Here is a 24,787-nt window from a genome sequence, read left to right as displayed (position 1 = left end):
AATAGCTTATAGCATGAATTTGAAGGTACGTTTAGCATTGATGAACTTCTTGGAGTTCGCAGTGTGGGGAGCTTATTTGACCTCTATGGGTCGCTATCTTGGTAATATTGGTATTGGTCCTGAGATTGGCTATTTCTACTCAATGCAAGGTGTAGTGTCAATCTTTATGCCTGCTTTGATGGGTATTGTTGCTGACCGTTGGGTACCTGCTCAGCGTTTATTAGGCTTCTGTCATCTGCTTGCAGGCTTGTTTATGTTTGCCACAGCAGGCTATGGCTTGAGCGTTGGTGACCATGCAGACTTCTCTACCATCTTCACTCTTTATTCGCTTTCTGTTGCCTTCTATATGCCAACATTGGCTCTCTCAAACTCTGTTGCTTATAGTGCTTTGAGTGATGCGGGTATGGATACGGTGAAAGCTTTCCCACCTATCCGCGTGTTCGGTACAATCGGTTTTATCCTTACCATGTGGTTGGTAGACCTCTTAGGCTTCCAAAGCAATCAGAATCAGTTTATTACTTCTGGTGTGGTAAGTATCCTTCTCTTCCTTTATACCTTTACATTACCTAAGTGTGCAGTTAATAAAGGCACTGAACAGAAGAGCTTTGTGGACGCCTTTGGCTTACGTGCTTTCGCCTTATTCAAGGAGAAGAAGATGGCAATCTTCTTTATCTTCTCAATGTTATTGGGTGTAAGTCTTCAGATTACCAATAGTTTTGCCAATCCATTCCTCTTTAGTTTTGGTGCTCAACCAGAGTTTGTAAACTCTTTCGGAGTACAGCATGCTAATATCTTGATTAGTCTTTCACAGGTTAGCGAGACTTGTTGTATCCTTCTGATTCCATTCTTTATGCGTCATTATGGTATTAAGAATGTGATGTTGATAGCTATGTTTGCATGGGTATTGCGCTTTGGTTTGTTTGGAGTTGGTAATCCAGGCTTCCCAGGTATCTTGATGTTCGTACTTTCAATGATTGTCTATGGAGTAGCCTTCGACTTCTTCAATATCTCAGGTTCACTCTTTGTTGATAATAGTACGGAGCCAGCTCTTCGTTCTTCAGCACAAGGTTTGTTCATGTTGATGACCAATGGTGTTGGTGCAACAGTAGGAACATTGGCAGCTCAGGCTGTTGTAAATGCCTATACACATCCACAGACAGTGGGTTCAGACACGTTGACAGTAGGTGATTGGCAGTCTTGTTGGTTCATCTTCGCAGGCTATGCCTTTGTTGTAGGTGTCTTGTTTGCTATTATCTTCCGACCAAAGAAAGCATAATTGCATACTGATAAATCGTATAGAATTAATGAGTAAAGTTCAACTTATATATGAAGGTGTCTCACAGATAGTAGGAGGTCCAGAGTTAGGGCTCCTCGTTCTGTCTGATCTTACACACACAAGGCAGATTGCTATTGTGTGTGATAAACATATGGAGTATGAACTTGGCTTGCGAACAGGTGAGAAGTCTGTTACAGAAAGGTTGTTGCCAGAAGTGCTTTGTAGTGTGAATCCAATGATGAAAAGTGAGCACTATGAGATACTCTTTAATTCTATTATTGATGGACAATATAAGGCTCTTTTGGTAAATAAAGATGACTTAACACTTACCCCTATACGTGCTTCTGATGCAATATTATTGGCACATGTGGCAAAGTTGAACATCTTTATGGAAGAGCATTTATTCAAGCGTCAGAGTGTTGATAGCAGTGTAAGTCAGAACAAGATGGCATTACCTTTAAATGCTTTAAACTTTGAGATGTTACATCATGCCTTGGAGAAAGCTATAGAAGATGAGAATTATGAACTTGCTTCTATGCTTAGAGATGAAATGAAGAATAGGGCAAAGGAACCTTGATTACGAAAGCTAATCAAGAATACCGAATTACTATATAGAACATTCTTTTTAAAGAAGACGATGTTATAAAACCAGAGAATGAAAGAAGTAAGATATTTTTTTGTCCCTAATGCAGCCGTAGAAACGGAGTTGCCTGCTGAGGAAGCAGTTCATGCAATACGTGTACTTCGGTTGAAGGAAGGCGACGAAATGTTCCTTATGGATGGTGAAGGCTGCTTTTATAAAGCGGAAGTAGCACTGGTATCATCAAAGAAGTGCCTTTATACTATTAAAGAAACGCTGAAACAAGAACCTGTTTGGCGTGGAAAGATTCATCTTGCTATTGCTCCAACAAAAGACATGGGGCGCATAGAATGGATGACAGAAAAGGCTACTGAAGTAGGCTTTGACGAAATCAGCTTCTTAGATTGTAAGTTCTCTGAGCGTAAGACATTGCGTGTTGATCGTATAGAAAAGATTGTCATTTCTGCTGTAAAGCAAAGTCGTAAGGGCTGGAAACCTGTTGTAAATCCGATGACACCTTTTCGTCGTTTCATAGAAAATTGTTCCAACAATGGGCGGAAGTTTATTTGTCATTGTTATCCAGAGATTCCACGCGCAGACTTCTTTACCGCTATCTCACAGGGAGAACAGCCTTCTTCTGCAAAGGATATTACCGTATTGGTAGGTCCAGAAGGCGATTTCTCTATTGATGAAGTACGTTTTGCTTTGGAGCATGGTTTTGAGAGTGTTACATTGGGTAACAGCCGTTTACGCACAGAGACCGCAGGACTTAGTGCCGTTATGATGTCGCAGCTTGCACGTAGAGTGTAAGCTGTTTTTGTGTGTATAAAGTTTGAATAGATGGTGAAGACTTCTAAAAATAGATATGTGTAATTGTAATTATCATATTCCGCACCAATGGTGTTAAGCCTTCGCACAATGTGTGCTAAGCCTCCGCACATGATGTGCGGAGCATCAATACGACAGCAAATAATGGATAGAATCGTCCTTTATGGACATTAGTTGGAATGCAACAAGACAAATAATAGGTAATAGGACACTAATAATTAAGTTATATGAGAAAAAGTTTATCGAGTGCAATAGAATTATTTTTTTTCATTGTTCTCCCGTGTTTGTATCAAAAAAAATGCTTAATTTTGCAGCATACATTTAAATAACGTTATTATTTATATTAAATTTTTTAGCTAAACTATGCAGAAAAGATTACTTTTCTTGATTACGTTGTTGCTTGCAATGACAACTACTGTCATGGCACAGGTTACAACTTCTGGAATCAGCGGTAAGGTTGTATCTCAGGGTGAAGATGTTATTGGTGCTACCATTACAGCGACCCACCAACCTTCAGGAACTGTTTACCGTGCTGTGACGAACATCGATGGTCGTTACACTATTCAGGGTATGCGCGTCGGTGGTCCTTACAAGGTGACCGTAGCTTACATTGGTCAGAAGACAAAGACTTTTGATAATGTAACACTTCGTCTGGGTGAGACGGAAGATCTCTCTTGTTCTCTTCAAGATGACACCAAGGAACTTCAAGAGGTTGTTGTAAAGGGTAGTGCAGGTGTCAACGCAACCAAGACAGGTGCTGCACAGAGTATCAACTCTAAGCAGATTGCTGATATGCCAAGTATCACGCACGGTATTGCCGATGTTGCTCGACTTAATCCACAGTTGACAACAACAAATAGCGGTGCAATGTCTTTTGCAGGTACCAGTAACCGTTATAACTCTTTCATGATTGACGGTGCTGCCAACAACGACGTGTTTGGTCTTTCTGGTGACGGAACGAATGGTGGTAGAGCTGGTGCACAGCCTGTATCAATGGAGACCATTGAGCAGATTCAGGTAAATGTTGCTCCTTTCGACGTTCGTCAAGGTGGTTTTACTGGTGGTGCTATCAATGCTATTACAAAGAGTGGTACCAATAATTTCCACGGTAGTGTTTATGGCTTTGGTAACAATCAGAACTTAGTTGGATCAAAGTATCCTCTCGCAGATGGTGGTTATGCGCCAAAGTTCAACAAGCAGCAAGAATATAATATTGGTGTAACTTTAGGTGGTCCGATTATCAAAGATAAGTTATTCTTCTTTGCAAACTATGAAAAAACCAACAAAACCTATCCAAACCTTTATACTTTAGGCTCTGAGCAGTCAGCTGTTGATGCAGCAAAGGCAAATGATATCTTGGTTAAGATTGCTGATATTGCTAAGCGTCAAGGTGTAAACTTCCCAACAGCACTTTCTAACAGTGATATTTATACAAAGAGTAATAAGGTGGGTTTGAAGCTCGACTGGAATATTAATGAGACCAATAAAGCCTCTCTTCGTTGGAGTCTTGTTGATGCAGTTCAGTTGAATAATGCAGGTTCACGAACAGCTGTTAATGGTAGTAGCTATGCTTTCCCATTTGAAAGTACTACCAATTCATTCATTGCAGAGTTGCAGAGTCGTATCTCTCCATCTGTTGCTAATGAGGCTCGTGCAAGCTATGTACGTGTAAGAGATAATCGTGCTATCTCTGGTGAATATCCTAATGTTACTATCAATAACGTCGGTGGTGGCGCAGTAAACTTAGGTATTGACCGTTCTTCTATGGCTAACCGCTTGGATCAGGACATCTATACATTGGAAGATAACTTGACTTGGTATAAGGGTAATCACACCTTTACATTCGGTACTCACAACGAATTGTATAAGTTTACCAACCTCTTCCTTCAGGATCTCTTTGGTAGTTATACCTTCAAGAACTATGATTCTTTCGTAAGCTACTACAATGATTATGTTAATGGAACTATCGATCCAAAGAAGTCATATATCAACTTGTATCGTTATGGTCATGCAAATGTTGACGTAACAGGTAACCCACGTTGGGAATCTTCATTTGGTGCGGCTCAGTTGAGTTTCTATGCACAGGATAAGTGGGATGCAACCACAAACTTCCAATTGACTTATGGTTTGCGTATGGATATTCCAATTATCATGGATACCCCTACAGCAAATGAGCCATTTGCTCAGTATGCAGAGACAAAGGGATGGAATGTTAAGACTAATCAGCGTTTGGCAAGTAGTCCTCTTTTTAGCCCACGTGTAGGTTTCCGTTGGGATATCAAGAAAGATCGCAGATTTATTCTCCGTGGTGGTGCTGGTGTGTTCACTGGTCGTATACCTTTCGTTTGGATTAGCAACAACTATGCTAATACTGGTATTCAGGTTTCATCATTTAATGTTAATTCTCCAACTGGCTTGGATTTGTTGCTTGACCCTAATGGACAGGAGGCAAATGCTAATAAGTTGAAGGCATTAGGAAGTCAGACTATCAATGTTTACGATCGTAACTTCAAGTATGCACAGAACCTTCGTTTCAACCTCGGCTTTGACTTCAATGTTCTTGGAATCAACTGGACAGCTGAGGCTATCTACTCAAAGACATTGAATGATATCCTTTATGAGAATCTTGCTTACGAGCAGACTGGTAAGACCTTCGGTGAAGTCTATGGTAGTGCAGGTGCTCCAGTAGAAGACAATCGTCCACTTTTCTCTAAGGTAACTGCTGGAAGTCCTTATACAAATGTTTATAAACTCAGCAATACTTCAAAGGGTTATACAATGAACTTGAGCTTGAAGGCTGAGAAGCATTTCGACTTTGGACTTGACTTGATGGCAAGTTATACTTGGACAAAGGCTATGAGTGTTAATAATGGTAGCTCATCTGTTGCTGAGAGTAACTGGAGATATAATTATACTTATCGTAACCCTAACGACCCAGAGTTGGGCTATTCTGCTTACAATATTCCTCATCGTATTCAGGCTTCTGCTTACTATCACATAAACTATGGTGCACAGAAGCAGTGGCAGACTACCGTAGGTCTTATCTATCAGGCTAAGAGTGGCTCTCCATATAGTATCTATTATTATGGTGATGTTAACGAAGATGGCGCAAATGGTAACGACCTCTTCTTTATCCCAACAGATGCTCAGATTGATAAGATGCAGTTTGAAGAGACTAACTTCTCTGCTAATGCACTTACCAAAGCAGTCTTTGGTGATAACTTCACTGCACCTAAGTTGACTGCTGATATGCAGCGTGCAATGATGAAGCATTGGATTGGCAATGACTCTTACATGAAGAATCACCGTGGTGAATACTACAAGCGTTATGCTGATAACCTCGCTTTCGAACATCACTTCGATGTTCACTTCGCACAGAAGTATAGCTTTAAGGTAGGTGGTCAGATTAATTCTCTTGAGTTGAGCTTCGATATCATCAATGCTGGTAACATGCTGAATAAGAACTGGGGTCATACTTATGGTGATGGTTTCGGTGTTTATTATAGTCCAGTTAACTACCAGAGAAATGGTCGTTACCAGTTCACTGGTGGTTATGCAACACGTAACTATAACGACTACTACAGCCGTTGGCGTGGTCAGCTTGGCTTGCGTTACACATTCTAAGATGTAAGATAAAACTATATAAAAAGCAGAGACTCTTGTTGGGGTCTCTGCTTTTTTTGTTACCTTTGTGCTTGATAGACTGCATTCGGTAATCTGTGAGCAATCGTTCATAGCATCCATTTGCACTATCTTCATATAAGATTTAAAAACCATACATTATGATTATTGATTTTGACAAGATTACCGAAGAGCATATTGAAGGCTTTAAAGGCGGTGAAGGAAAATTGGATGTGCGTGCTTTTGTAGATGATCAGGCACGTATCATGTACTCAACCTTGCGTCCTGGTGCAAATAGTGGAAAGCATCAGCATGTTGGCTCTTTTGAGGTGATGTATGTTATTAGTGGTGAACTGACTGTTCATTATGACGATACAACGGAAGTTGCAAGGGTAGGACAGTTACATTATTGTCCAGAAGGGCACTTCCATTGGTTTGAAAACTGTACAGACCATGATGTCGTTTACCTTGCTCTCGTACCAACTTTGAGATAAGAGCGAATTCTTTTCATGAAAAAAAATATTTATTTTCGTGATGAAAAAGATTTCTTTTCATGATAATAATTCTTTCTTTTCATGAAAAGAATTTGTTTTTATACTATCATATTGCCTCAGCTATCTCGGTCGTTTTCAATTAAATAGTAAGGGAAATGTAGGCTACTTGTGGTTAGTAGGCAAAATGATTACGGCATGGAATTTTACATTATACGTACGTAAATACTGTTGTATAGTTGTATTATAGTAAGATGGGGGTAACCCAAGCGATATTTCAACCTAAAACGATGAGAATTAAAAACCTAATAATGACAACGATAACTTTATTGACGGGATTGGGTGCAAACGCCTCTGATGCCGATAGCTTAATGGTGATGCGTGGTTTTCCTACGGATGAAGTAGGAATCGAACATGGCGTTTCTGCTTGTTATGCAGGTAGAATTGATGACCAACTTGTTATGGCTGGTGGTTGTAACTTTCCGGTAAATACGTTGGCTCCTGATAGTAAGAAGGTTTATTACAGTGGGATTTATGCTACCAAAACTGGCAATGGAAATCAACTGAATTGGAAGTTGGTTGGTCACTTGCCTGAACCTTTGGCTTATGGTGTTACTGTGACTTGCGACAACAGTATGATTGTTGTAGGCGGAATGAATAACGACGGAAGCTATGGAAAAGTTTATCGTGTAACTCTTGTTGATGGTAAAGCTGAAGTTTCTCCTCTCCCTTCTATGCCTTGCTCAGTGGATAATATGGCTGGTGCTTTGGTCGGTAAACATCTCTATATAGCAGGAGGAGCAATGGATGGTAAGGCTTCTAATCGTATTTTGCGCCTTGATTTAGATAACATCTCAGCAGGATGGAAGGACATAAAGCCTTTCCCCGGTATGGTACGTGTGCAGCCAGTGGCAGGGTGTATGGGTGATAATCGTTTCTGTCTTTTCGGTGGTTTCGCTCCTGCAGCAAATGGTGAGGAAGCAAAGTTGTCGTTGAATGGTTGTGTATATGACGAGACGACTGATGAGTGGGAGTTGGTTGAAGGTCCGAAAGACGACCAAGGAGAGCCTCTATTCGTTGGAGGTGGTACAGGTATAAACCTAACTAAAGACCAGCTTTTAGTAATGGGAGGCGTAAACAAAGATGTTTTTCTCTCTGCTGTCAATCATCCTCAACCAGATTATTTGAGTCATCCTATTGAGTGGTATCGCTTTAATCCATACACTTTATACTATAACAAAGATGGCTGGAAAGTTCTTTATAAGAGTTCAGAAACGGCACGTGCTGGTGCATCCTTGGCACAGACAGATCATGGTTTGTACGTCATTGGTGGCGAGTTGAAGCCGAGAGTGCGTAGTAATAAGATAGTAAAGTACCCGAAACGCTAATATCTATTGGAGAAATTAAGCTTCTAATTTAAGTAATTTATTAATCGCCCGTTGTTCTCTATGACATTCATTGCTTACTTATGTAAGATGATTGATATGCGGGGAGGGCTGTAATCTTTTATGAAAAAATACTATCCTTGGGTACTTGTTGCCCTCCTTTGGTTTGTAGCCTTACTGAATTATATGGATCGACAGATGTTGTCGACGATGCAGGAAGCTATGAAAGTCGATATTGCAGAACTAAATCACGCAGAGGCTTTTGGTGCATTGATGGCTGTTTTCTTGTGGATTTATGGTATTGTAAGTCCATTCGCAGGTATTATTGCCGACCGAGTTAATCGTAAGTGGCTTGTTGTTGGTAGCATCTTTGTATGGTCTGCTGTGACTTATCTTATGGGTTATGCTGAGAGTTTCGACCAACTTTATTGGCTCCGTGCCTTTATGGGCATTAGCGAAGCACTTTATATTCCTGCAGCTTTGTCGCTCATTGCTGATTGGCATGAGGGAAAATCACGCTCATTAGCGATAGGTATTCACATGACAGGACTTTATGTTGGTCAGGCTGTTGGAGGTTTTGGTGCAACGTTGGCAGCGATGTTCTCATGGCATGCTGCCTTTCATTGGTTTGGTATTATCGGTATTGTTTATTCACTTGTATTACTTTTATTCTTGAAAGAGAATCCTAAGCATGGACAGAAAGCGGTTTTACAAGGTGAGACTAAGTCAAGTAAGAACCCTTTCCGTGGCTTGTCTATTGTCTTCTCGACGTGGGCTTTCTGGGTAATACTCTTCTATTTTGCCGTGCCAAGTCTCCCAGGTTGGGCAACAAAGAACTGGTTGCCAACGCTATTTGCTAATAGTTTGGATATTCCAATGTCAAGTGCAGGACCAATGTCAACGATAACTATCGCCGTATCATCATTCATTGGCGTTATCATGGGAGGTGTTATTTCTGACCGTTGGGTACAGCGTAACTTGCGAGGACGTGTCTATACTAGTGCCATTGGACTTGGTCTTACCGTTCCAGCCCTTATGTTATTGGGCTTTGGTCATAGTCTTGTGTCTGTCGTCGGAGCAGGTTTATGCTTTGGTATTGGTTATGGTATGTTTGATGCTAACAATATGCCAATCCTCTGTCAGTTCATTTCTTCAAAGTATCGTAGTACTGCTTATGGTATTATGAACATGACTGGAGTCTTCGCTGGTGCTGCTGTTACACAGGTATTAGGCAAGTGGACTGATGGTGGTAACCTTGGTAATGGCTTTGCTATCTTGGGAGGTATTGTTGTATTAGCTTTGGTTTTGCAGCTCTCTTGCTTGAAACCAACAACCGACAATATGGAGTAACGAATCGCTTATAATTGCTTATTATTATCATATATAATCGCCTTTCCCACGCATACAACCCCCTTTTAGAGGATTAAAGGTGGAGGGCAACAATGTTTATGGAAAAGATTATTGGATTAATTGACGCACCGTTTACGCCATTCTATGCTAATGGCGATGTCAATCTTGAGCCTATTGAGGCTTATGCAGCCATGTTGCAGAAGAACGGTTTGAAGGGAGTGTTTATCAATGGTTCATCTGGTGAGGGCTATATGCTCACAACTGAGGAGCGTATGCAGTTGGCAGAACGCTGGATGCAGGCTGCACCAGAGGGCTTCAAGGTTATTGTACACGTGGGTAGTTGTTGCTTGCGTGAGAGCGTACGTTTGGCAGAACATGCAGAGAAGATTGGTGCATGGGGTATCGGAGCTATGGCTCCTCCATTCCCAAAGATTGGTCGTATCGAGGAGTTAGTGAAGTATTGTGAGACGATTGCAGCCGCAGCTCCCTCACTTCCTTTCTACTACTATCACATCCCAGCATTTAATGGTGCATTCTTATCTATGCTCGAACTCTTGAAAGCTGTCGATGGTCGTATCCCTAACTTCGCAGGTATCAAGTACACCTTTGAGAGTCTTTACGAGTACAACCAGTGCCGTCTTTACAAGGATGGTAAGTTTGATATGCTGCATGGACAGGACGAAACGATTCTCCCAAGTTTGGCTCAAGGCGGTGCAAAGGGTGGTATTGGCGGTACAACCAACTATAATGGTCGTGAGCTGACAGGTATCATCGAGGCATGGAACAAGGGTGATATCGAAACAGCACGTGAGAAACAAAACTTCTCACAAGAGGTTATCAACGTCATTTGTCACTTCCGTGGCAATATCGTTGGTGGTAAGCGCATCATGAAGTTGATGGGTTTTGACCTTGGTCCTAACCGTGTTCCTTTCCAGAATATGACAGATGAAGAAGAGGCACGCATGAAGAAAGAACTTGAAGAAATCGGTTTCTTCGAGCGTTGCAATAAGTTCTAACAAACATAATTCAGCCCAATATTTCCTTTTATTCTTCCTTTCAATGCTTATTGATTTGTAGGAAGAGTGGGAAATATTGGGCTGTTTTGTTTTTTATCAAGCCGTTCGCAGTAGTCTATCAATTATAGATAGTGATTTCACCTGCAATCGACTGGTTCATATATTTGCGAATTGTTTCTGTGTCGTTGTATTTAGCTTGCAGATACATCAACTTTGTTACAGCAGCTTCAACCGTACTATCATAACCACTAATAACGCCAGTATCCTTAAGTTGATACCCCGTATCGTAACGATTCATCTCAACCTGTCCGCTAATACACTGACTGATATTAACCACAATAACGTCACGTTCTGAAACCTTACGAAGTATGTTCATAAGCCAAGGTTGCTGTGGAGCGTTTCCACTTCCGTATGAACGCATGACAATACTTCTCAACTCTGGCGCATCAAACATGTGATGAATCAAATGCTCCTCAATACCAGGGAAGAGAGAAAAGATAATCACATTGTTATCCAACTCGAAGTGTGGCACCATTGGTTTTGCAAAGTCTGGCTTTAGGATATTGTGTTCATTAAAGTTGAAGTTGACGCCAGCCTCACAAAGATGAGGATAGTTAAAGGTGTCAAACGCATTGAATTCGTCTGCGTTCTGCTTAGTTGAGCGGTTGCCACGTAGGAGATGACCGCTAAAGTAGATACAAACTTCTGGTACCATTGGCGTGCCATCTAAGTGATGAGCAGATGCTAATTCAAGACTTGTCATGAGGTTTTCCTTACCGTCTGTACGCAGCTGACCTATTGGAAGTTGTGAACCTGTAAGGATGATTGGTTTTGTAAGGTTCTCAAACATAAATGACAAGACAGAGGCTGTATAAGACATCGTATCTGTACCATGCAAAACAACAAAACCATCATACTCATCATATCGGTCTGAAATAACTTTCACCAACTGCTTCCATCGCACTGGCGACATGTCAGAAGAGTCGATAGGAGGGTCGAACTGATAGGTATCAACCTCCGTAGGGATTAGTTTAAACTCAGGAACGTTCTCAACAAGATGATTGAAGTCTAATGGCTCCAATGCGCCTGTCCGTTGGTTATGTCCCATACCAATGGTGCCGCCTGTATAAATAAGTAATACTTTGTTGGTTCTGTTCATCGTGCATTAGTTTGTTATTTTTGCAAAGATAAGAAAAACATTTAATTCCTATCGTAATTTTAAAAGATAATTTTCTATATAATGCTGTATGGTAAGCAAATATCTTATATGTTAGTTGTTAGTGGCTTGTTTCATATGGTAATGCCCTTTATCTTATCGTTTTCTTTTGTTATATTGTGGCTTGTTAAGCCTTGTTTTGTAGGTAAGCACCAATGGTGTTAATGCTCCGCACCAATGGTGCTGACGCTCCGCACTAATGGTGCTGATGCTTAATAACGATGTTATATATCTCCCTTTTTGGTGCGGAAACTATGTTATTCGCCCTTTTGTGAGGCTTCATTCTGATATGTTTTTTCCTTTACAACCTTTGGTTATCTCTTCTTTTATGCTTACCTTTGTTTTTTAAACATGATCAATCACAATATTACCAAATCATCTTTCGACTATGGAGAAGAAATATTTTGCCCCTTCAGAACTGATTATAAATGAGGATGGAAGTATCTTCCACTTACACTTGAAGCCAGAGAATCTTGCAGATAAGGTTATACTTGTTGGTGACCCTGGTCGCGTGGCACTCGTTGCTTCACACTTTGAGAATAAAGAATGTGAGGTTTCTAATCGTGAGTTCTGTGCTATCACAGGTACTTTCAAGGGAAAGAGAATTACGGTTTTGAGTACAGGTATTGGCTGTGACAATATTGATATCGTTTTAAACGAATTGGATGCGCTTGCTAACATAGATTTCAAGACACGTACAGAGAATGAGCAGTTGCGCCAGTTGACACTTGTACGAATCGGTACTTGTGGAGGATTGCAGCCTTACACTCCTGTTGGTACTTACATTGCATCTGCCAAGAGTATTGGTTTCGATGGTTTGTTAAACTTCTATGCAGGTCGTAATCAGGCTTCTGACCTTGAGTTTGAAGCGGAATTCAAGAAGCAGGTTGAATGGGATTCGCAGTTGGGAAATCCATACGTGGCTTGTGCTGACAAGGATTTGCTTGACACTATCGCTGCTGATGATATGGTACGTGGTGTTACGATTGCTTGTGGAGGATTCTTCGGACCACAGGGACGTGAACTTCGTTTGCCATTGCAGGACCCTAAACTGAATGAGAAGATAGAAAACTTCTCTTATAATGGTATGCAGGTAACTAACTTCGAGATGGAGTCATCGGCTCTTGCTGGTCTTGCAACGCTTATGGGGCATAAGGCTGTAACGGTTTGTATGGTTATTGCCAACCGCCTTGCAAAAGAAGCAAATGCAAGCTATAAGAATATTATCGACGGCTTGATAGAGAAGGTGTTGGAGAGAATATAGGACTCTTTATGAGGATAATTTCTTGGAATACTTTTGGTATTAGGACAGCTTTACCAAATCTCCAGAAGATGTTGGAAAGCTGTACTCCTGATATAGTATGTCTACAAGAAACCAAAGTAAGAACGCGATATGCCAATTTTGACTTTAAAGGCTATCGGCAGTATTGGAATGAGTCAACAGACTTTGCACATTTAGGTACTGCTCTTTTGTCAAAATCAAGCTCTCTTATATCTGTTACATATGATAACTTTGATGCATATTACGACAAAGGGAATGTCATTGTTACAGAGTTAAAAGAGATTTATGTTGTATGTGTTTATGTTCCTTATGCAGGGGCAACAGCAACAACAAGAGATAATAGACACCATTGGTATAAATGTTTTCAAAGTCTTATTCACCAATTACAGCAAAATAAGCCATGTGTTATATGTGGTGATTTCAATGTTGTGCAGCAAGATATAGATGCTTGGGATAAGGCTGTTATAAACACTTCTTTAGCTTGTTTTAGTAAAGAAGAACGTGCAGAGATTGAAAGGTTTGTTCAAGAAGAACAGTTGATTGATGTCTATCGTTACCTATATCCCAGCACTAAAAGTGAGGGATTTACTTATTTCCCGTTCGGGTCTGACTATAGAAAGAATAAGAAAGGGTATAGAATAGACTTGTTTCTCATTAGCAAACAATTAATCAGTAAGGTTGTTGACTGCTGTCCATTACAGGATGTAGAAGGTTCATGTAATGTTCCTCTCTTACTCGATATAGATATATAACAATAGTAAAATGAATTCAAAGGGTACATTTTTATCAGTATCTGATACAGTGTGTAGTCTTGCTACTCAGCCGGGTGGAGCTATAGGTGTCATCCGTGTGAGTGGTGAGAAGGCGATAGAAGTGACGGACAAAGTCTTTCATGGTGTTCGTGGAAAGCATTTAACAGATGCGAAAGGGAACACCTTGCATTATGGTGAAATCCTCGATAAGGAGGGAAATACCATTGATGATGTTTTAGTTAGTGTCTTCCGTGCTCCCCATAGTTATACGGGTGAGAACAGTACGGAGATATCCTGTCATGGTTCTGCTTATATTCTTAATCAGGTTGTAAAGGCACTCATTAATGCTGGCTGTCGTCAGGCTCAGCCGGGAGAGTATACACAGCGCGCTTATCTGAATGGTAAGATGGATCTTAGTCAGGCAGAAGCTGTTGCCGACCTTATCGCTGCTTCTAATCGTGCTACGCATCAAGTGGCTTTGAGTCAACTGAAGGGCCATTTTAGTTCAGAGCTTTCACTCTTGCGTGAACAGCTTTTGAAAATGACTTCTTTGTTGGAGTTAGAACTTGATTTCTCTGATCATGAGGAACTTGAGTTTGCTGATCGTACAGAACTAAAAGCTTTGGCAGAGACGATTCATCAAAAGATAAAACTTCTCACAGATTCCTTTGAGACGGGTAAGGCTTTGAAGAAAGGTGTGCCTGTAGCCATTGTTGGTAAGACAAATGTGGGTAAGTCGACTCTGTTGAATTGCCTTCTTCATGAGGAGAAAGCTATTGTTTCAGATATTCATGGTACGACACGCGATGTCATTGAAGATACTACAGAAATCAAAGGTGTCACATTCCGTTTTATAGATACGGCTGGTATTCGTCACACTGATGATCAAATTGAGAAGTTAGGCATTGAGCGCGCTTATCAAAAGATGGATGAGGCAGCCATTGTTGTGTGGGTTATTGATGAACAACCAACAGCAGAAGAATGTACTGAAATGCAACGTTTGACACAGGGTAAGCACTTGATAACAATCTTCAATAAAATCGATAGTAAAGCGGTAGAGCCTAAGCAGGTAGATAATGACTTACATACGGTCTATATATCAGCAAAGTTAAAGCAAAATATTAAGGCTTTGGAGGAGGCTATTTATGAAGCTGCTGATATCTCTGAGATAAGCGAGAATAGCGTTATCATTACTTCTGCGCGTCATTACGAGGCATTAACGCATGCTGACGAATCTATCTTACGTGTCATAGAAGCTCTTGACTTTGGACTTAGTGGTGACCTCGTTAGTGAAGATTTACGCATCTGTCTTCATCAACTCGCTGATATAACTGGTGGTCAGATTACCCCACATGAAGTGCTTGGGAATATATTTAAGCATTTCTGTATCGGTAAGTAAGGTCTTTGGATAGGTTGCTCTCTTTGTGTTGTAAGTCCTTATTATTGAGAAATGTAACCCTCTTGATCATAGCCTTTACGCTCATGATGAATGAGGTCTATCAATTGTTGAATCTCTATTCTATCTGATTTAATATCCTTATAACGAGCATATTGTTCGTTATAACGTCTTGTTGAGGCACATCTTAATCGTGAGGAGATATCTTCTGGGATTAAGAAAGATGTGCGTTCTGTGCCTAAATGCTTCTGGAACTCAGACAGGAATATATGAATACCAGCCAAATCAAAGTCACCAAAGTGGATATATGGATTGGGAATAGTTACCAGCCATTCTCTAAGATCAGTTGATTGTGGATAGCGTGAGACGAACAGTACTTTTTGTGAAAGGCAGTGTTTATGTAGATATTCATCGAAGAAGAGCCTTTGTTGACGTACTTTTCTGAAATTCTCCATGTTCTCAATTCCAATGATAGTTACATCTTCTGGAATTGTAAAAGTTCTCCAATCAGAAACAAATAGGAAACATCCTTCTTGCGGATTGATGATAAATGGCTTTTCATTCAATCGACATTCAATAGGCTCATACGTATTCACTGGGAATCCAGGACACGAACGTACAGTCACGAGTTTAGAGTTTCCTGTCTCGCTTGCCATAGAACTTCTTGAGTTGAAATTATCGACATCTAAAATCCGATAGTTCTCATCCTTGTCAATGAGAAATCTCTTCAATGCTTCGATGTTATTAGCACGATACGACTTTCTCGACCCATGTGTAATGATTTGCAATAGACCTTCCTGAATAAGTTCTGTCAGTAGTCTATTACTTATCCTTGAGCCTGCAACGGTCTCACCAGCTATTAACGCTTGTATAGATGCACTTACTGCCATAGTCTTTCGATGTTATATTCTCTTTAAAAGTTTCTCAACTTTCGTCTTTACACCATGCTTGCTTAGTAGGTAAGTGTACCGGTAATCGTACGGATTATAGGATGTTGGTGAACTATTTATTAGCTGGATATTACGTGAGTTGGCAAACTGTAAGATTCCTTTAATGTTGTTTGGATGTAGACGACCAATCTCATCCATCATACAATGGACGATGAAATCACCACTCTTACGGGCTGCCTTCTTCTTGAATACGTTGATAAGCATGATGTTAACCATTGCCTTCACTAAGATGTCTGTTCCGTCTGAACCAACGTTATTAATGCGTTCTACCCAGCTTGTATCGTTGTCGTTCTCCTTTACACGGAACTGTAAACGGAAGGCATCGCCCAATGATACGATGTTACGATTTGGCTCGTTCTGTAACTGACGAGATAAGCTCTTCAGATAGTCTACAACCTTTCGGTTTACTTCATCACGATTATCACTTGAGAAGAGGTTAAGTTCTCCTATAGAAAGAGCATTCTCTATGCAGTAATTATGAATGGATATAAGCAACTGCATAAGCTTGTCTGACGACTCATTTGCTCTTAATTCTATACTTTTAATAACTCCAGCAAAGTTCTTCTCAACAAAGTCTCGATTGATGTCAAGGATTACTCCATCTACATCTGATCTACGTTTCATCAACGCGCCGACCTCAGTTGAAATACGTCCTAAGATGTCTTTATAATGTTCACTGGTACGTCTTCGATACTCTTCTATCTTATTATTGTCGATAAACTCTTGTAAGTCAACTGCAATCTGCATATAATCTGCGTCTGTGATAGGCATTGTGTTGAAGTGAAAAGCATTCTGAGGCTTAAAGTTACGATTGAAGTTTACGACTGTTCCTTTTAGTATCTCAATGGCTTCTCGTTTCTGATTAATGGTGCCTCTCAGCTGACTTATTAGCTGTAGACAGTCTAAATGTGTAGACTTAACCTTATTATCAGCAAGATAATCGTTGGATACTAAGTGTTCATTTTCTATAACTTGATGATATTGATTTAGTCCATCTCGTCTATGAGCGAGGTCTTTTTGGATCGCTCTCTGTTGGTCTTCAAATCCCTGCCTCTTCTTCTCTATGCGTATTCTCTTGTCTTCGTAACGTTGTTGCAACATAATAAGTCGCTGCCCAATCTCCTTTATATTGTTTCTAATATCAGCCTCTTTGGAGAATAGAGACTCCACCGCATCTTCGTATTTGATTACGTCATTGCGGTCTGTTTCTATCTGTTGAAGTAGCTTGTTAAGTTCATCAAGTGCTTTGCGATATTCGTTCAATAGTTTGATATCTACTCCCTTACCTTCAAGCTCAGCTTTTTGTTGCTTGTCAAGTTGAGCTTTTTGATTTTCAAACTCCTGATTATGCAATTCGGATTCAGACTTTTGTTGCTCTTGAAACGCATGTAGTTCATTATTAAGTGCCTTTACAGACCTATTGAAAGCAGCATCAAGTTCCTTCAAGTCCTTTTCGTTCTTAGCATCATTCTTAGCTTGCCTTTCTTTCTCAGCTTCAACTTTAAGAGTGGCATCATTGAATGCACGCATACGTAACTCTTGTTCGCTTGAGATTATTTCCTGCTCTTCCATCTCTAATTTATGCCATTGGTTCTGCAGGTTCTGTCTCTTTATAGGTATTTGATCAACCTCCACTCTTAACTGAGTAGCCTCTTGACGCAATGGTTTAAGTAGGTTACCATACTTCTTACCAAGTTTAGATATTTCCTCTTGGAGGGTTATTGGCAGTTGTGATAACTGTCTATTCAGAAGTTGAAGTCGTTCTTCTAATTTCTTCTTCTCTGTCCGATACTCATCAGGAGTACGGTGAGTTGACTCAATGTTGTCTAAGTTGAGTCTTACACCAAATAAGTTGTTTGTTTTATAGTCTAACGTTGGTTCAAGTCCTTGCGCATAGAGTATTCGTTCTTCATCTACAACTTTTCCAATCGTATCTTCCCATCCTTCAGCATTCTCACACAACCAATGATACAGCGAGTCATCCAGATGTGATAGCAAGTCGTTGATTCTTTCAATCTCATTACGGCATATCGCACGATTGTCTTCCAATCGCTTTTGTTCCTGCAAAGAGGCTTGTTTCAACTCAGCCTCTTTCATTTCGAATTCGTTAGTCAGCTTTTCTATTTGAATTCTAACAGTTGTCTGCTGTGCTTCGTTCGCCTTTTCTTTGATATCTAATTGTACCAGTTGCTCCTTTACCAGCTTAATATCATCCTCTTTAGGGTGCCATTGACGCAGTTCTTTAAGTCTACTATCTGTTCTATACTGTTCAGCTATAAGGCTTTGAAGGCGTTCTTTAGATTCAAGTGATAAGGTACGATACAGGTTCATAACCTGATTTCTGTTCTTAGAACGCTTTTCTTCATAGCGATTTCGTTCTTGTTGTAGCTCTGTTTGCTTTGTATACAAAGCCTCTCTCAGCCTATTGGTAAATGCTTGATGAGCATTTTCAAGTTTTGTTTTGGCGATATTATATTTCTCTGCTATTGATTCATTCGTTTTGAGCAAATCATCCAATAGCATTTTTTTCTCATCCGCCTCATACTTTAATGACTTCTCACGGGCGTTAAGAGCAACCTTTTCTTTTATATTGATAGCATCAAAATACTTCCGTTTCTCAGCTATCTCTTTCAGTTTACTATTCTTTCCTCCAAGGTCTTGATTGAGTGAGTCTTTTTCTTTGTCATAGTCTGCTTTAAGTTCCTTCTGACGTTTACTCTCTTTCTCAATATTGTTTCTTACATCTACAAGTTTACTTTCCAATAGTGGTATTTGTTGTTCATCGTCCGCTACAACATAGTTCAGCATGTGCCATACATCAAGTAGTTGCTGATCAAACGCAACAATCTTACGGCCCTGTTCTGCTATTTTCAGTGCCTGCTGGCGTACGGGATAAATTCCGTCACGTGTCTGTCGGAACCAACAGTCTATTTCATCGTATTCCCTTTCAAAGTCTGTTACCAGTCTTCTGTACGTTTGTAAATCAATAGGGTGGTCTTCGTCAGCCATTGACTGGATGATAGTATTCTTCACAAAGTCAGCATCCAACTTCGTGTTAAGGAATACATTTTGAATACTTCGGGGTATGTTTTGATAGTGGGAACTCTGTACTAAGGCATAGCGAGTAAACTTATGGTCGTGTGTATTACCAAAGATGATATCCTTAAACATCACCCCTGAGTCGATTCTTGCCGATACACTCACATTCTTATCAATACGTTCACGTATCTTCACCCAGTCACTTAATACCTGTTTATCATTGTCAATGAGCCACTCCCTTTGGTATGGTGCATCAATAAAGCGCCAAGAAGCACGTCCTTGGTATCGGTTGACTAATATGGTATATGCTCCATTATCACGCATTACCTCATAGAGGATATGCGAGTTAGATTGGCGGAAATAGAACTCATCAAACGACTTCTGGCCTTGTTGAATACCCAACTTATGCTTGTCGGCATTGTAGAAGAACAGTAGTGCTCTTAGTACTGTACTCTTTCCTACACCCTGTGTCCCAGTGAAATGCACGTTGCCATCTACTGATATTTCAGCATAAGGAATATTAGCACTATTGATAAATATGATTCTATTCAGGTATTTCATCTTCGTTAGCTATTTGAATCATGTTAACCAATTCCTCAGCATAACGGAATGCAGAGGTTATCTTAAAAGTCTCATCTTGAATATTGACACATTCAGCAAACCCCATGTTTTGCATCTCTTGGAGTAGCTTGTTCACTATCTCTTGATTTGAGCCTGCGCCATACTTCTTAAACAGGTGGTTAGCTTTTTCCTTCAATTCAATATCTAAACTGATTTGTTCTATCAGATGTCCTTTACGAAATTGATAGCCAGCCGAGAATGCTTGATTGTAGCATTTAAGGAAGTCAAGATAATCAAGCCACTTAGAGAAACTCTCTAACTTCTGTTCTATAGCTTGTTTTCCTTCCCCTATACGAGAGAAGTAGAAGTAACCATTGCCTTGTTCTAATTGTAGACCAATCTCCTTAAAGTAGTCTGCATAATCTTCAAAGTTTTCTTCTAAGTCATCATATAGATGGCGGATAGAATTGTCAGAACTGTCAACAGAGAGGAATTCTCCGCGGATTAATCGTTCATATATTCGTTGAGTGTTATTTCGCATAGATGATTGGATATTCAATGTTTTGGTAAGTTGCGTATTCTCCTGTCATTTTACATTCGTCAGAATGTAGGATGACAAGTTGACAAAAGAGGGTTGCATGATCTTCTATTTCACGTTTTGTGGTATAGTTATACTTTAGGATGAACTCAAATAAATTGTAGCTTGATGCAGCAAAGGCATTCCAGACTTCAGTAGGGTCAATCTCTTTCAGAAGTTGTACTTGCTCTTGTAAGTCTTCCTTTGTAAGTGGCTCTGCCTCTGTTCGTGACGTCTTTTGTATACCGTTACGTTCTGCTATTCTCCTTAAAACCTTTGCTATCTCATCATTTTCTCTTAATGCCTCCAATGAAAGACGAATCTTACTATATTGCCGAGACTCCATCCATAGCGGATTGTTATCTTCTAATACTTGTGTAATATTAGTTTCTGTCTTGATGAGAACTTGGTCTTTCAGATACTTTAATTTGCGTATCTTCTTGTAAAGCTGGTTCTGTTGGTCTATTTGATTGATATAGACAATAATTTGTCTATCTATCTCCATCAGTGCATGATAGGCTTCAACGAAATCGTGTCTTACATTGCTACAAGTCTTAGCCATGTGTGGGTCATTGGCCATAATGAAGAAGGCTTGCTCATTGTCCATTAGTTTCTCACATTCACGTATCATCGAGCGTATGCTATGACTTTTCTCATCAAGGTTCTGGAGTTTCGTTTTCTTGTTGAGATAGTTTGGTTCTTGCTTATAGGTGTTGTCCATGTTTCGTTTCAAGTCCACTACATTTTTCAACGTCCTAAAGCCTGTCTTCTTCAAGATTTGGCGTACACTATCTTGGTAGCCAGCCTTCCGATTTACGTTTGTCTCTTGTAGGAAATAAGTGATATGCTCCTTTAGTGTGTTGATACATTCCTGCACACTTAACACACTTATTTCCTCATTCACGTTCAGTACCTCCTCGAAGAAATTAAGATAGTCGCTCTCTATTTCAAGAGAATTGCCAGTTTCTACTACTACACCATAGTCAATGAGCCTACTTAGTCGGCTCTCATTCCCTCCAACTAACTCCAGTGCTATTCCTTTGGGGAATTTTATCAGCTTTCGCTTTTCAAACATCTCACTCAGTAGTCTTTGTTCGCGTGAGAGTGTTTTAGTTAGCTCTTCTATTGTTCTAAAGTGTGACAGTATGTCCATGTGCTTGTTTTATATATCAAGAGTATGATAGTCTTTAACTTTATTATTGAATAAGGTGGGAATAAGCAAGATTTCTTAATACATCAGTTTTGTATGGATAAGAATTTGTTTGCTTTCAGACCAGCATCTTATACTTAAGGTATTAAAACAGATACAAATATAATAATTACTTTTGAACAATGTTGCTAATTCCTGATAAAATCTGAGTAACTTATGATAAACACACCGTGTACATGCCCTTTTATCGGTATGTTCGTGTGAAATGGATAGTAATAGACGAACTTATATACATCTTTCTCTTATTGTGCGGGTGCTCCGCACATGTGGTGCGGAGGCTTAACACTATGCGTGCGGAGGCTTAACACCACACAAGTTTATGGTAAGGATAAAGGTAACTTATCGTCGAGAAGTGTGCAAAAGTTATCTGATTGGCATGAATTTCTATGTGGTTAGGATGGCGTAAGCATTTGATAAATAGTATCTTATATAGTATGGTTTCTTCTTCCTGTTTAATTAGGTAATATTAAAAAACCGTACTTAGTTACTCTCGTAATTAAGTACGGTTTTTTATTTGTTAGAATATTGATTTGTTGTTGACGATAATCAATTTTACTTTAACTTCTTACTCATTCTTCCATCAGGAGTTACTCTCAGTTCGATAACGTATGTTGTGGCAGCATCAGGGATTCCGATAATAACATAATAGTAGAGTGCTTTGGCATCAGCATGTGTGAAATACATCTTACGCAGGATGCTGCGAGAGAGAAAACTCTTAGGGATAAGCGACTGGAACTCCTGCTTACGGAAGTCATGTGCGAAGACAGGAGTACCATGATTGTACAATCGCAGTAATGCAACATTATCAAGATAGATGTTATCAACTTCTACTCCGTTATCGTTATAAGTTGACTTAACCACCTTATCAGATGTTGTTTGTACATGAACTTTACTCTGGAAATAACCTAAGTCTGTACAGATAACGGTATCTTGTGATTGCTCCAAGAAGGTGTTCATAGCGTAAACATGATAGTTAAAAGCAGGATAGAGCGCTTTATCATTACTCTTTATCAACTTTACTTCATCACCATTTTGGTTGGCAAATTTCAGTAGGTGAGCAGCCTGTTTCTCAATTTTATAGCCATGAATGTTTTGACCTTGCAGGTAGATTGTATCTTGATAAATCCAGAAGCGTACAGGCATACTTGCAGAGTCAGGGTAGAAGATGCTATCTCCCTTTACTAACATAGCAGGATCACTATTCTCTCCATTGGTCCATAAGCCCTGCAACATCTCTTTTGCTTGCTTGTCCTCATGTTGCTGTTGATAATCAGCTCCACGATTGTGGCAAGCTGTTAAAAGAACCAGTAACGTTAATATGCAGACAAATAACTTCTGTTTCATCTTTACTGATACATAGTAGAACGCTCCGATTGTACGTTCGTAAATAAATTTGTTATGTCGGACGCACAATCACTGCGCCCGATATTGTAAATGATTTTGGTGTTTATTCAAATACTTTTGCGTCCTTCAAAGACAGTCCCTTGTTAAGGTCTTTGTCTGAAAGTATGACATCCTTTGCATCGATAGGCCATTTAACACCTACAGTCTCATCATTCCAACGAAGGCTTGCTTCAGTCTGTGGAGAGTAAACATTGTCCACCTTATAAGTAAAGATTGCCTCATCAGACAGAACGAGGAAGCCATGTGCAAAGCCACGTGGTACAAAGAACTGACGCTTATTCTCGTCAGACAACTCAACCATAACATACTTTCCGAATGTAGGTGAGCTCTTGCGAAGGTCAACAGCCACATCAACTACCTTACCTTTGATGACACGCACCAGCTTAGCCTGTGCGGTATCGCCCTCTTGGTAATGTAGTCCACGCAGAACACCATAGCTTGATTTAGACTCATTGTCCTGTATGAAATCAACATGATAACCAACGTTTTTGTCGAATTCAGCCTGTTTGAATGATTCAAAGAAATAACCTCTGTCGTCATTGAACACCTTAGGTTCAATAATCCAAACGCCATCAATTTCTGTCTTAATAAACTCCATTGCTTTATTTTTAGTTCTTATTGCAAAGATAGTAAGTTTTATCGATTATCGGAAGGATTATTTCCTTTTTCATTATTCAAATAAGAATTTAACGTTGGGGACTTGCCACTTCCAAATAAATTACTTAATTTTGCAAACGTGATAAAACTCGACCGACATATAGAGATACTTCTGTTGGAGAATGACTGTGTTATTGTCCCAGGCTTAGGTGGCTTTGTTGCCCATCATGTTTCAGCAAGATATGATGAGCAGGATGGCTTGTTTCTGCCACCTTATCGCACACTCGGCTTTAATGCACAGCTGCGAATGAACGACTCTTTGTTGGTACAATCTTATGTTGATGCCTATGAATTAAGCTATCCTGAGGCTTTAGCACAGATAGAAAAAGAGGTTGATGAGATTTATCAAGCATTAGATGAGGAAGGATTATTTGAGCTAAATGACCTTGGAAGTCTATCAAGAAATAGTGAAGGTAATTTAGAGTTTGAACCTTTTGAAAGTGGTATTCTCACGCCATTGTATTATGGTTTGAGTAGCTTTAACTTCACAAAGTTTGTTACTGAGAAGCAGTCTGCACCTACAACGATTGAGGTTAAGACACAAAAGCAGGGTGTTGTCTTTGTTGATGACTCAGATACTGCGAATAAACGTATTAGCATCAGTATGCGTGCCGTGCGCAATGTAGCTGCTGCAGCAGTCTTCCTTACTGCGGTCTTCCTTGTTGCTTTCCCTGGTTCTAACCGTCAAGGAGCAAATGATAAACAGCAAATAAAGAGCGGAGTTCTTTATAATATCTTTGATTCAGACGATACGTCAAATGCTTCTCAGCAATTAAATACGTTAACACCTACCAATCAAGTGTCAGGTGTAAAGCTACAGCAGACAACTCCTACTATTACTTCTCATTATTGGGCAATCGTTATGGCAAGCCACGTAACAGAGAGTAATGCACGTGCTTTTGTACATAAATTGCAAAAGAGTGGACTTTCTGATGCACGTGTCTATGAAGGAGCTGAAAGCATAAAGGTTCTTTATGGCTATTTCTCAAGTCAAAAGGAAGCTTATGAAAAGATGAAGTTTATCAATAAAACTACAGATTTTAAGGAAGCTTGGGTGATAGAGATAGGAAAGTAAGATAGGCTCACATACAACGAAGGGGTAGGGCAGATATATTTTTCTTCCACATAGAATCCAATACAATAAAGTTTAGAGAGAAGACTTTTCATTGCTTATTTATGTTTAGCCTTGTATGTTT

General features: G+C 39.8%; 19 protein-coding genes. 12 read left to right on the top strand and 7 right to left on the bottom strand.

Annotated elements, in window-relative coordinates; genetic code table 11:
* Positions 1–13: 13 nt before the first annotated feature.
* The 8 genes from J4861_RS04855 to J4861_RS04820 all read left to right on the top strand — a co-directional run bounded on the left by J4861_RS04855 (position 14) and on the right by J4861_RS04820 (position 10,547).
* A complete protein-coding gene (locus tag J4861_RS04855) occupies positions 14–1,276 on the top strand; it encodes a nucleoside permease (RefSeq protein WP_211816014.1) in 1,263 nt (420 codons plus the stop codon).
* Between the two features lie 28 nt (positions 1,277–1,304).
* Positions 1,305–1,853 (top strand): bifunctional nuclease domain-containing protein, encoded by a 549-nt coding sequence (locus tag J4861_RS04850; protein ID WP_211816013.1) that lies wholly within the window; start codon positions 1,305–1,307, stop codon positions 1,851–1,853.
* Positions 1,854–1,931: 78 nt separating this feature from the next.
* Positions 1,932–2,666: an RsmE family RNA methyltransferase gene (locus J4861_RS04845; protein WP_211816012.1), complete on the top strand. Its 735-nt coding sequence runs from the start codon at positions 1,932–1,934 to the stop codon at positions 2,664–2,666.
* 381 nt (positions 2,667–3,047) lie between these two features.
* Positions 3,048–6,308, top strand: coding sequence for a TonB-dependent receptor (locus tag J4861_RS04840; RefSeq protein WP_211816011.1), 3,261 nt, complete (start codon positions 3,048–3,050; stop codon positions 6,306–6,308).
* A 158-nt stretch (positions 6,309–6,466) separates the two neighbouring features.
* On the top strand, positions 6,467–6,799 hold the full coding sequence (locus J4861_RS04835) for a cupin domain-containing protein (protein WP_211816010.1): 333 nt from the start codon (positions 6,467–6,469) through the stop codon (positions 6,797–6,799).
* Between the two features lie 287 nt (positions 6,800–7,086).
* Complete coding sequence (locus J4861_RS04830) at positions 7,087–8,184, top strand: cyclically-permuted mutarotase family protein (protein WP_487247510.1); 1,098 nt, start codon at positions 7,087–7,089, stop codon at positions 8,182–8,184.
* Between the two features lie 120 nt (positions 8,185–8,304).
* Positions 8,305–9,531 carry an MFS transporter gene (locus J4861_RS04825; RefSeq protein ID WP_211816009.1) on the top strand — a complete coding sequence of 409 codons (1,227 nt, stop codon included), beginning with the start codon at positions 8,305–8,307 and terminating at the stop codon, positions 9,529–9,531.
* 98 nt (positions 9,532–9,629) lie between these two features.
* Positions 9,630–10,547 (top strand): dihydrodipicolinate synthase family protein, encoded by a 918-nt coding sequence (locus J4861_RS04820; RefSeq protein WP_044046045.1) that lies wholly within the window; start codon positions 9,630–9,632, stop codon positions 10,545–10,547.
* 118 nt (positions 10,548–10,665) lie between these two features.
* Here J4861_RS04820 and J4861_RS04815 read toward each other — a convergent pair whose 3' ends face one another.
* Positions 10,666–11,706 (bottom strand): asparaginase, encoded by a 1,041-nt coding sequence (locus tag J4861_RS04815; protein ID WP_211816008.1) that lies wholly within the window; start codon positions 11,704–11,706, stop codon positions 10,666–10,668.
* 445 nt (positions 11,707–12,151) lie between these two features.
* On the opposite strand from J4861_RS04815, the gene J4861_RS04810 reads away from it, so the two are divergent.
* Genes J4861_RS04810 through mnmE form a run of 3 tightly spaced genes read left to right on the top strand, consistent with a single transcriptional unit; the run spans position 12,152 to position 15,196 of the window.
* Complete coding sequence (locus J4861_RS04810; protein ID WP_211816007.1) at positions 12,152–13,027, top strand: nucleoside phosphorylase; 876 nt, start codon at positions 12,152–12,154, stop codon at positions 13,025–13,027.
* A gap of 8 nt (positions 13,028–13,035) precedes the next feature.
* Positions 13,036–13,797 (top strand): exodeoxyribonuclease III, encoded by a 762-nt coding sequence (locus tag J4861_RS04805; protein ID WP_211816006.1) that lies wholly within the window; start codon positions 13,036–13,038, stop codon positions 13,795–13,797.
* Positions 13,798–13,807: 10 nt separating this feature from the next.
* Positions 13,808–15,196, top strand: coding sequence for a tRNA uridine-5-carboxymethylaminomethyl(34) synthesis GTPase MnmE (gene mnmE / locus J4861_RS04800; protein WP_211816005.1), 1,389 nt, complete (start codon positions 13,808–13,810; stop codon positions 15,194–15,196).
* A 41-nt stretch (positions 15,197–15,237) separates the two neighbouring features.
* Here the strand turns inward: mnmE and J4861_RS04795 are convergent, their stop codons facing one another.
* The 6 genes from J4861_RS04795 to rfbC all read right to left on the bottom strand — a co-directional run bounded on the left by J4861_RS04795 (position 15,238) and on the right by rfbC (position 23,532).
* The gene (locus J4861_RS04795; protein ID WP_211816004.1) at positions 15,238–16,083 is read right to left on the bottom strand and encodes a DUF7281 domain-containing protein; all 846 of its coding nucleotides are present in this window, start codon (positions 16,081–16,083) and stop codon (positions 15,238–15,240) included.
* A gap of 12 nt (positions 16,084–16,095) precedes the next feature.
* Positions 16,096–19,743 (bottom strand): ATP-binding protein, encoded by a 3,648-nt coding sequence (locus tag J4861_RS04790; protein WP_211816003.1) that lies wholly within the window; start codon positions 19,741–19,743, stop codon positions 16,096–16,098.
* Positions 19,727–20,284: a condensin complex protein MksE gene (locus J4861_RS04785; protein WP_211816002.1), complete on the bottom strand. Its 558-nt coding sequence runs from the start codon at positions 20,282–20,284 to the stop codon at positions 19,727–19,729. The genes J4861_RS04790 and J4861_RS04785 overlap by 17 nt, the downstream gene beginning before the upstream one ends.
* Complete coding sequence (locus tag J4861_RS04780; RefSeq protein WP_211816001.1) at positions 20,274–21,473, bottom strand: hypothetical protein; 1,200 nt, start codon at positions 21,471–21,473, stop codon at positions 20,274–20,276. Before J4861_RS04780 ends, J4861_RS04785 begins: the two co-directional genes overlap by 11 nt.
* 609 nt (positions 21,474–22,082) lie before the next feature.
* On the bottom strand, positions 22,083–22,874 hold the full coding sequence (locus tag J4861_RS04775; RefSeq protein ID WP_211816000.1) for a DUF4738 domain-containing protein: 792 nt from the start codon (positions 22,872–22,874) through the stop codon (positions 22,083–22,085).
* Positions 22,875–22,977: 103 nt separating this feature from the next.
* Positions 22,978–23,532 carry a dTDP-4-dehydrorhamnose 3,5-epimerase gene (gene rfbC, locus J4861_RS04770; RefSeq protein WP_036921329.1) on the bottom strand — a complete coding sequence of 185 codons (555 nt, stop codon included), beginning with the start codon at positions 23,530–23,532 and terminating at the stop codon, positions 22,978–22,980.
* Between the two features lie 138 nt (positions 23,533–23,670).
* Between rfbC and J4861_RS04765 the strand changes: the two genes are divergently transcribed.
* Complete coding sequence (locus J4861_RS04765) at positions 23,671–24,666, top strand: HU domain-containing protein (protein WP_455080671.1); 996 nt, start codon at positions 23,671–23,673, stop codon at positions 24,664–24,666.
* Positions 24,667–24,787: the final 121 nt, after the last annotated feature.

Source organism: Prevotella melaninogenica (assembly GCF_018127925.1).
GTDB lineage: Bacteria > Bacteroidota > Bacteroidia > Bacteroidales > Bacteroidaceae > Prevotella > Prevotella melaninogenica_C.
This window is presented reverse-complemented; position numbering and strand designations above follow the sequence as displayed.

Coding starts and splice junctions, on each gene's coding strand:
- J4861_RS04785 (WP_211816002.1), bottom strand. CDS start 20,284: ATGCGAAATAACACTCAACGAATATATGAACGATTAATCCGCGGAGAA.
- J4861_RS04845 (WP_211816012.1), top strand. CDS start 1,932: ATGAAAGAAGTAAGATATTTTTTTGTCCCTAATGCAGCCGTAGAAACG.
- J4861_RS04810 (WP_211816007.1), top strand. CDS start 12,152: ATGGAGAAGAAATATTTTGCCCCTTCAGAACTGATTATAAATGAGGAT.
- J4861_RS04805 (WP_211816006.1), top strand. CDS start 13,036: ATGAGGATAATTTCTTGGAATACTTTTGGTATTAGGACAGCTTTACCA.
- J4861_RS04850 (WP_211816013.1), top strand. CDS start 1,305: ATGAGTAAAGTTCAACTTATATATGAAGGTGTCTCACAGATAGTAGGA.
- J4861_RS04835 (WP_211816010.1), top strand. CDS start 6,467: ATGATTATTGATTTTGACAAGATTACCGAAGAGCATATTGAAGGCTTT.
- J4861_RS04830 (WP_487247510.1), top strand. CDS start 7,087: ATGAGAATTAAAAACCTAATAATGACAACGATAACTTTATTGACGGGA.
- J4861_RS04775 (WP_211816000.1), bottom strand. CDS start 22,874: ATGAAACAGAAGTTATTTGTCTGCATATTAACGTTACTGGTTCTTTTA.
- J4861_RS04855 (WP_211816014.1), top strand. CDS start 14: ATGAATTTGAAGGTACGTTTAGCATTGATGAACTTCTTGGAGTTCGCA.
- mnmE (WP_211816005.1), top strand. CDS start 13,808: ATGAATTCAAAGGGTACATTTTTATCAGTATCTGATACAGTGTGTAGT.
- J4861_RS04840 (WP_211816011.1), top strand. CDS start 3,048: ATGCAGAAAAGATTACTTTTCTTGATTACGTTGTTGCTTGCAATGACA.
- J4861_RS04825 (WP_211816009.1), top strand. CDS start 8,305: ATGAAAAAATACTATCCTTGGGTACTTGTTGCCCTCCTTTGGTTTGTA.
- rfbC (WP_036921329.1), bottom strand. CDS start 23,532: ATGGAGTTTATTAAGACAGAAATTGATGGCGTTTGGATTATTGAACCT.
- J4861_RS04795 (WP_211816004.1), bottom strand. CDS start 16,083: ATGGCAGTAAGTGCATCTATACAAGCGTTAATAGCTGGTGAGACCGTT.
- J4861_RS04780 (WP_211816001.1), bottom strand. CDS start 21,473: ATGGACATACTGTCACACTTTAGAACAATAGAAGAGCTAACTAAAACA.
- J4861_RS04820 (WP_044046045.1), top strand. CDS start 9,630: ATGGAAAAGATTATTGGATTAATTGACGCACCGTTTACGCCATTCTAT.
- J4861_RS04790 (WP_211816003.1), bottom strand. CDS start 19,743: ATGAAATACCTGAATAGAATCATATTTATCAATAGTGCTAATATTCCT.
- J4861_RS04815 (WP_211816008.1), bottom strand. CDS start 11,706: ATGAACAGAACCAACAAAGTATTACTTATTTATACAGGCGGCACCATT.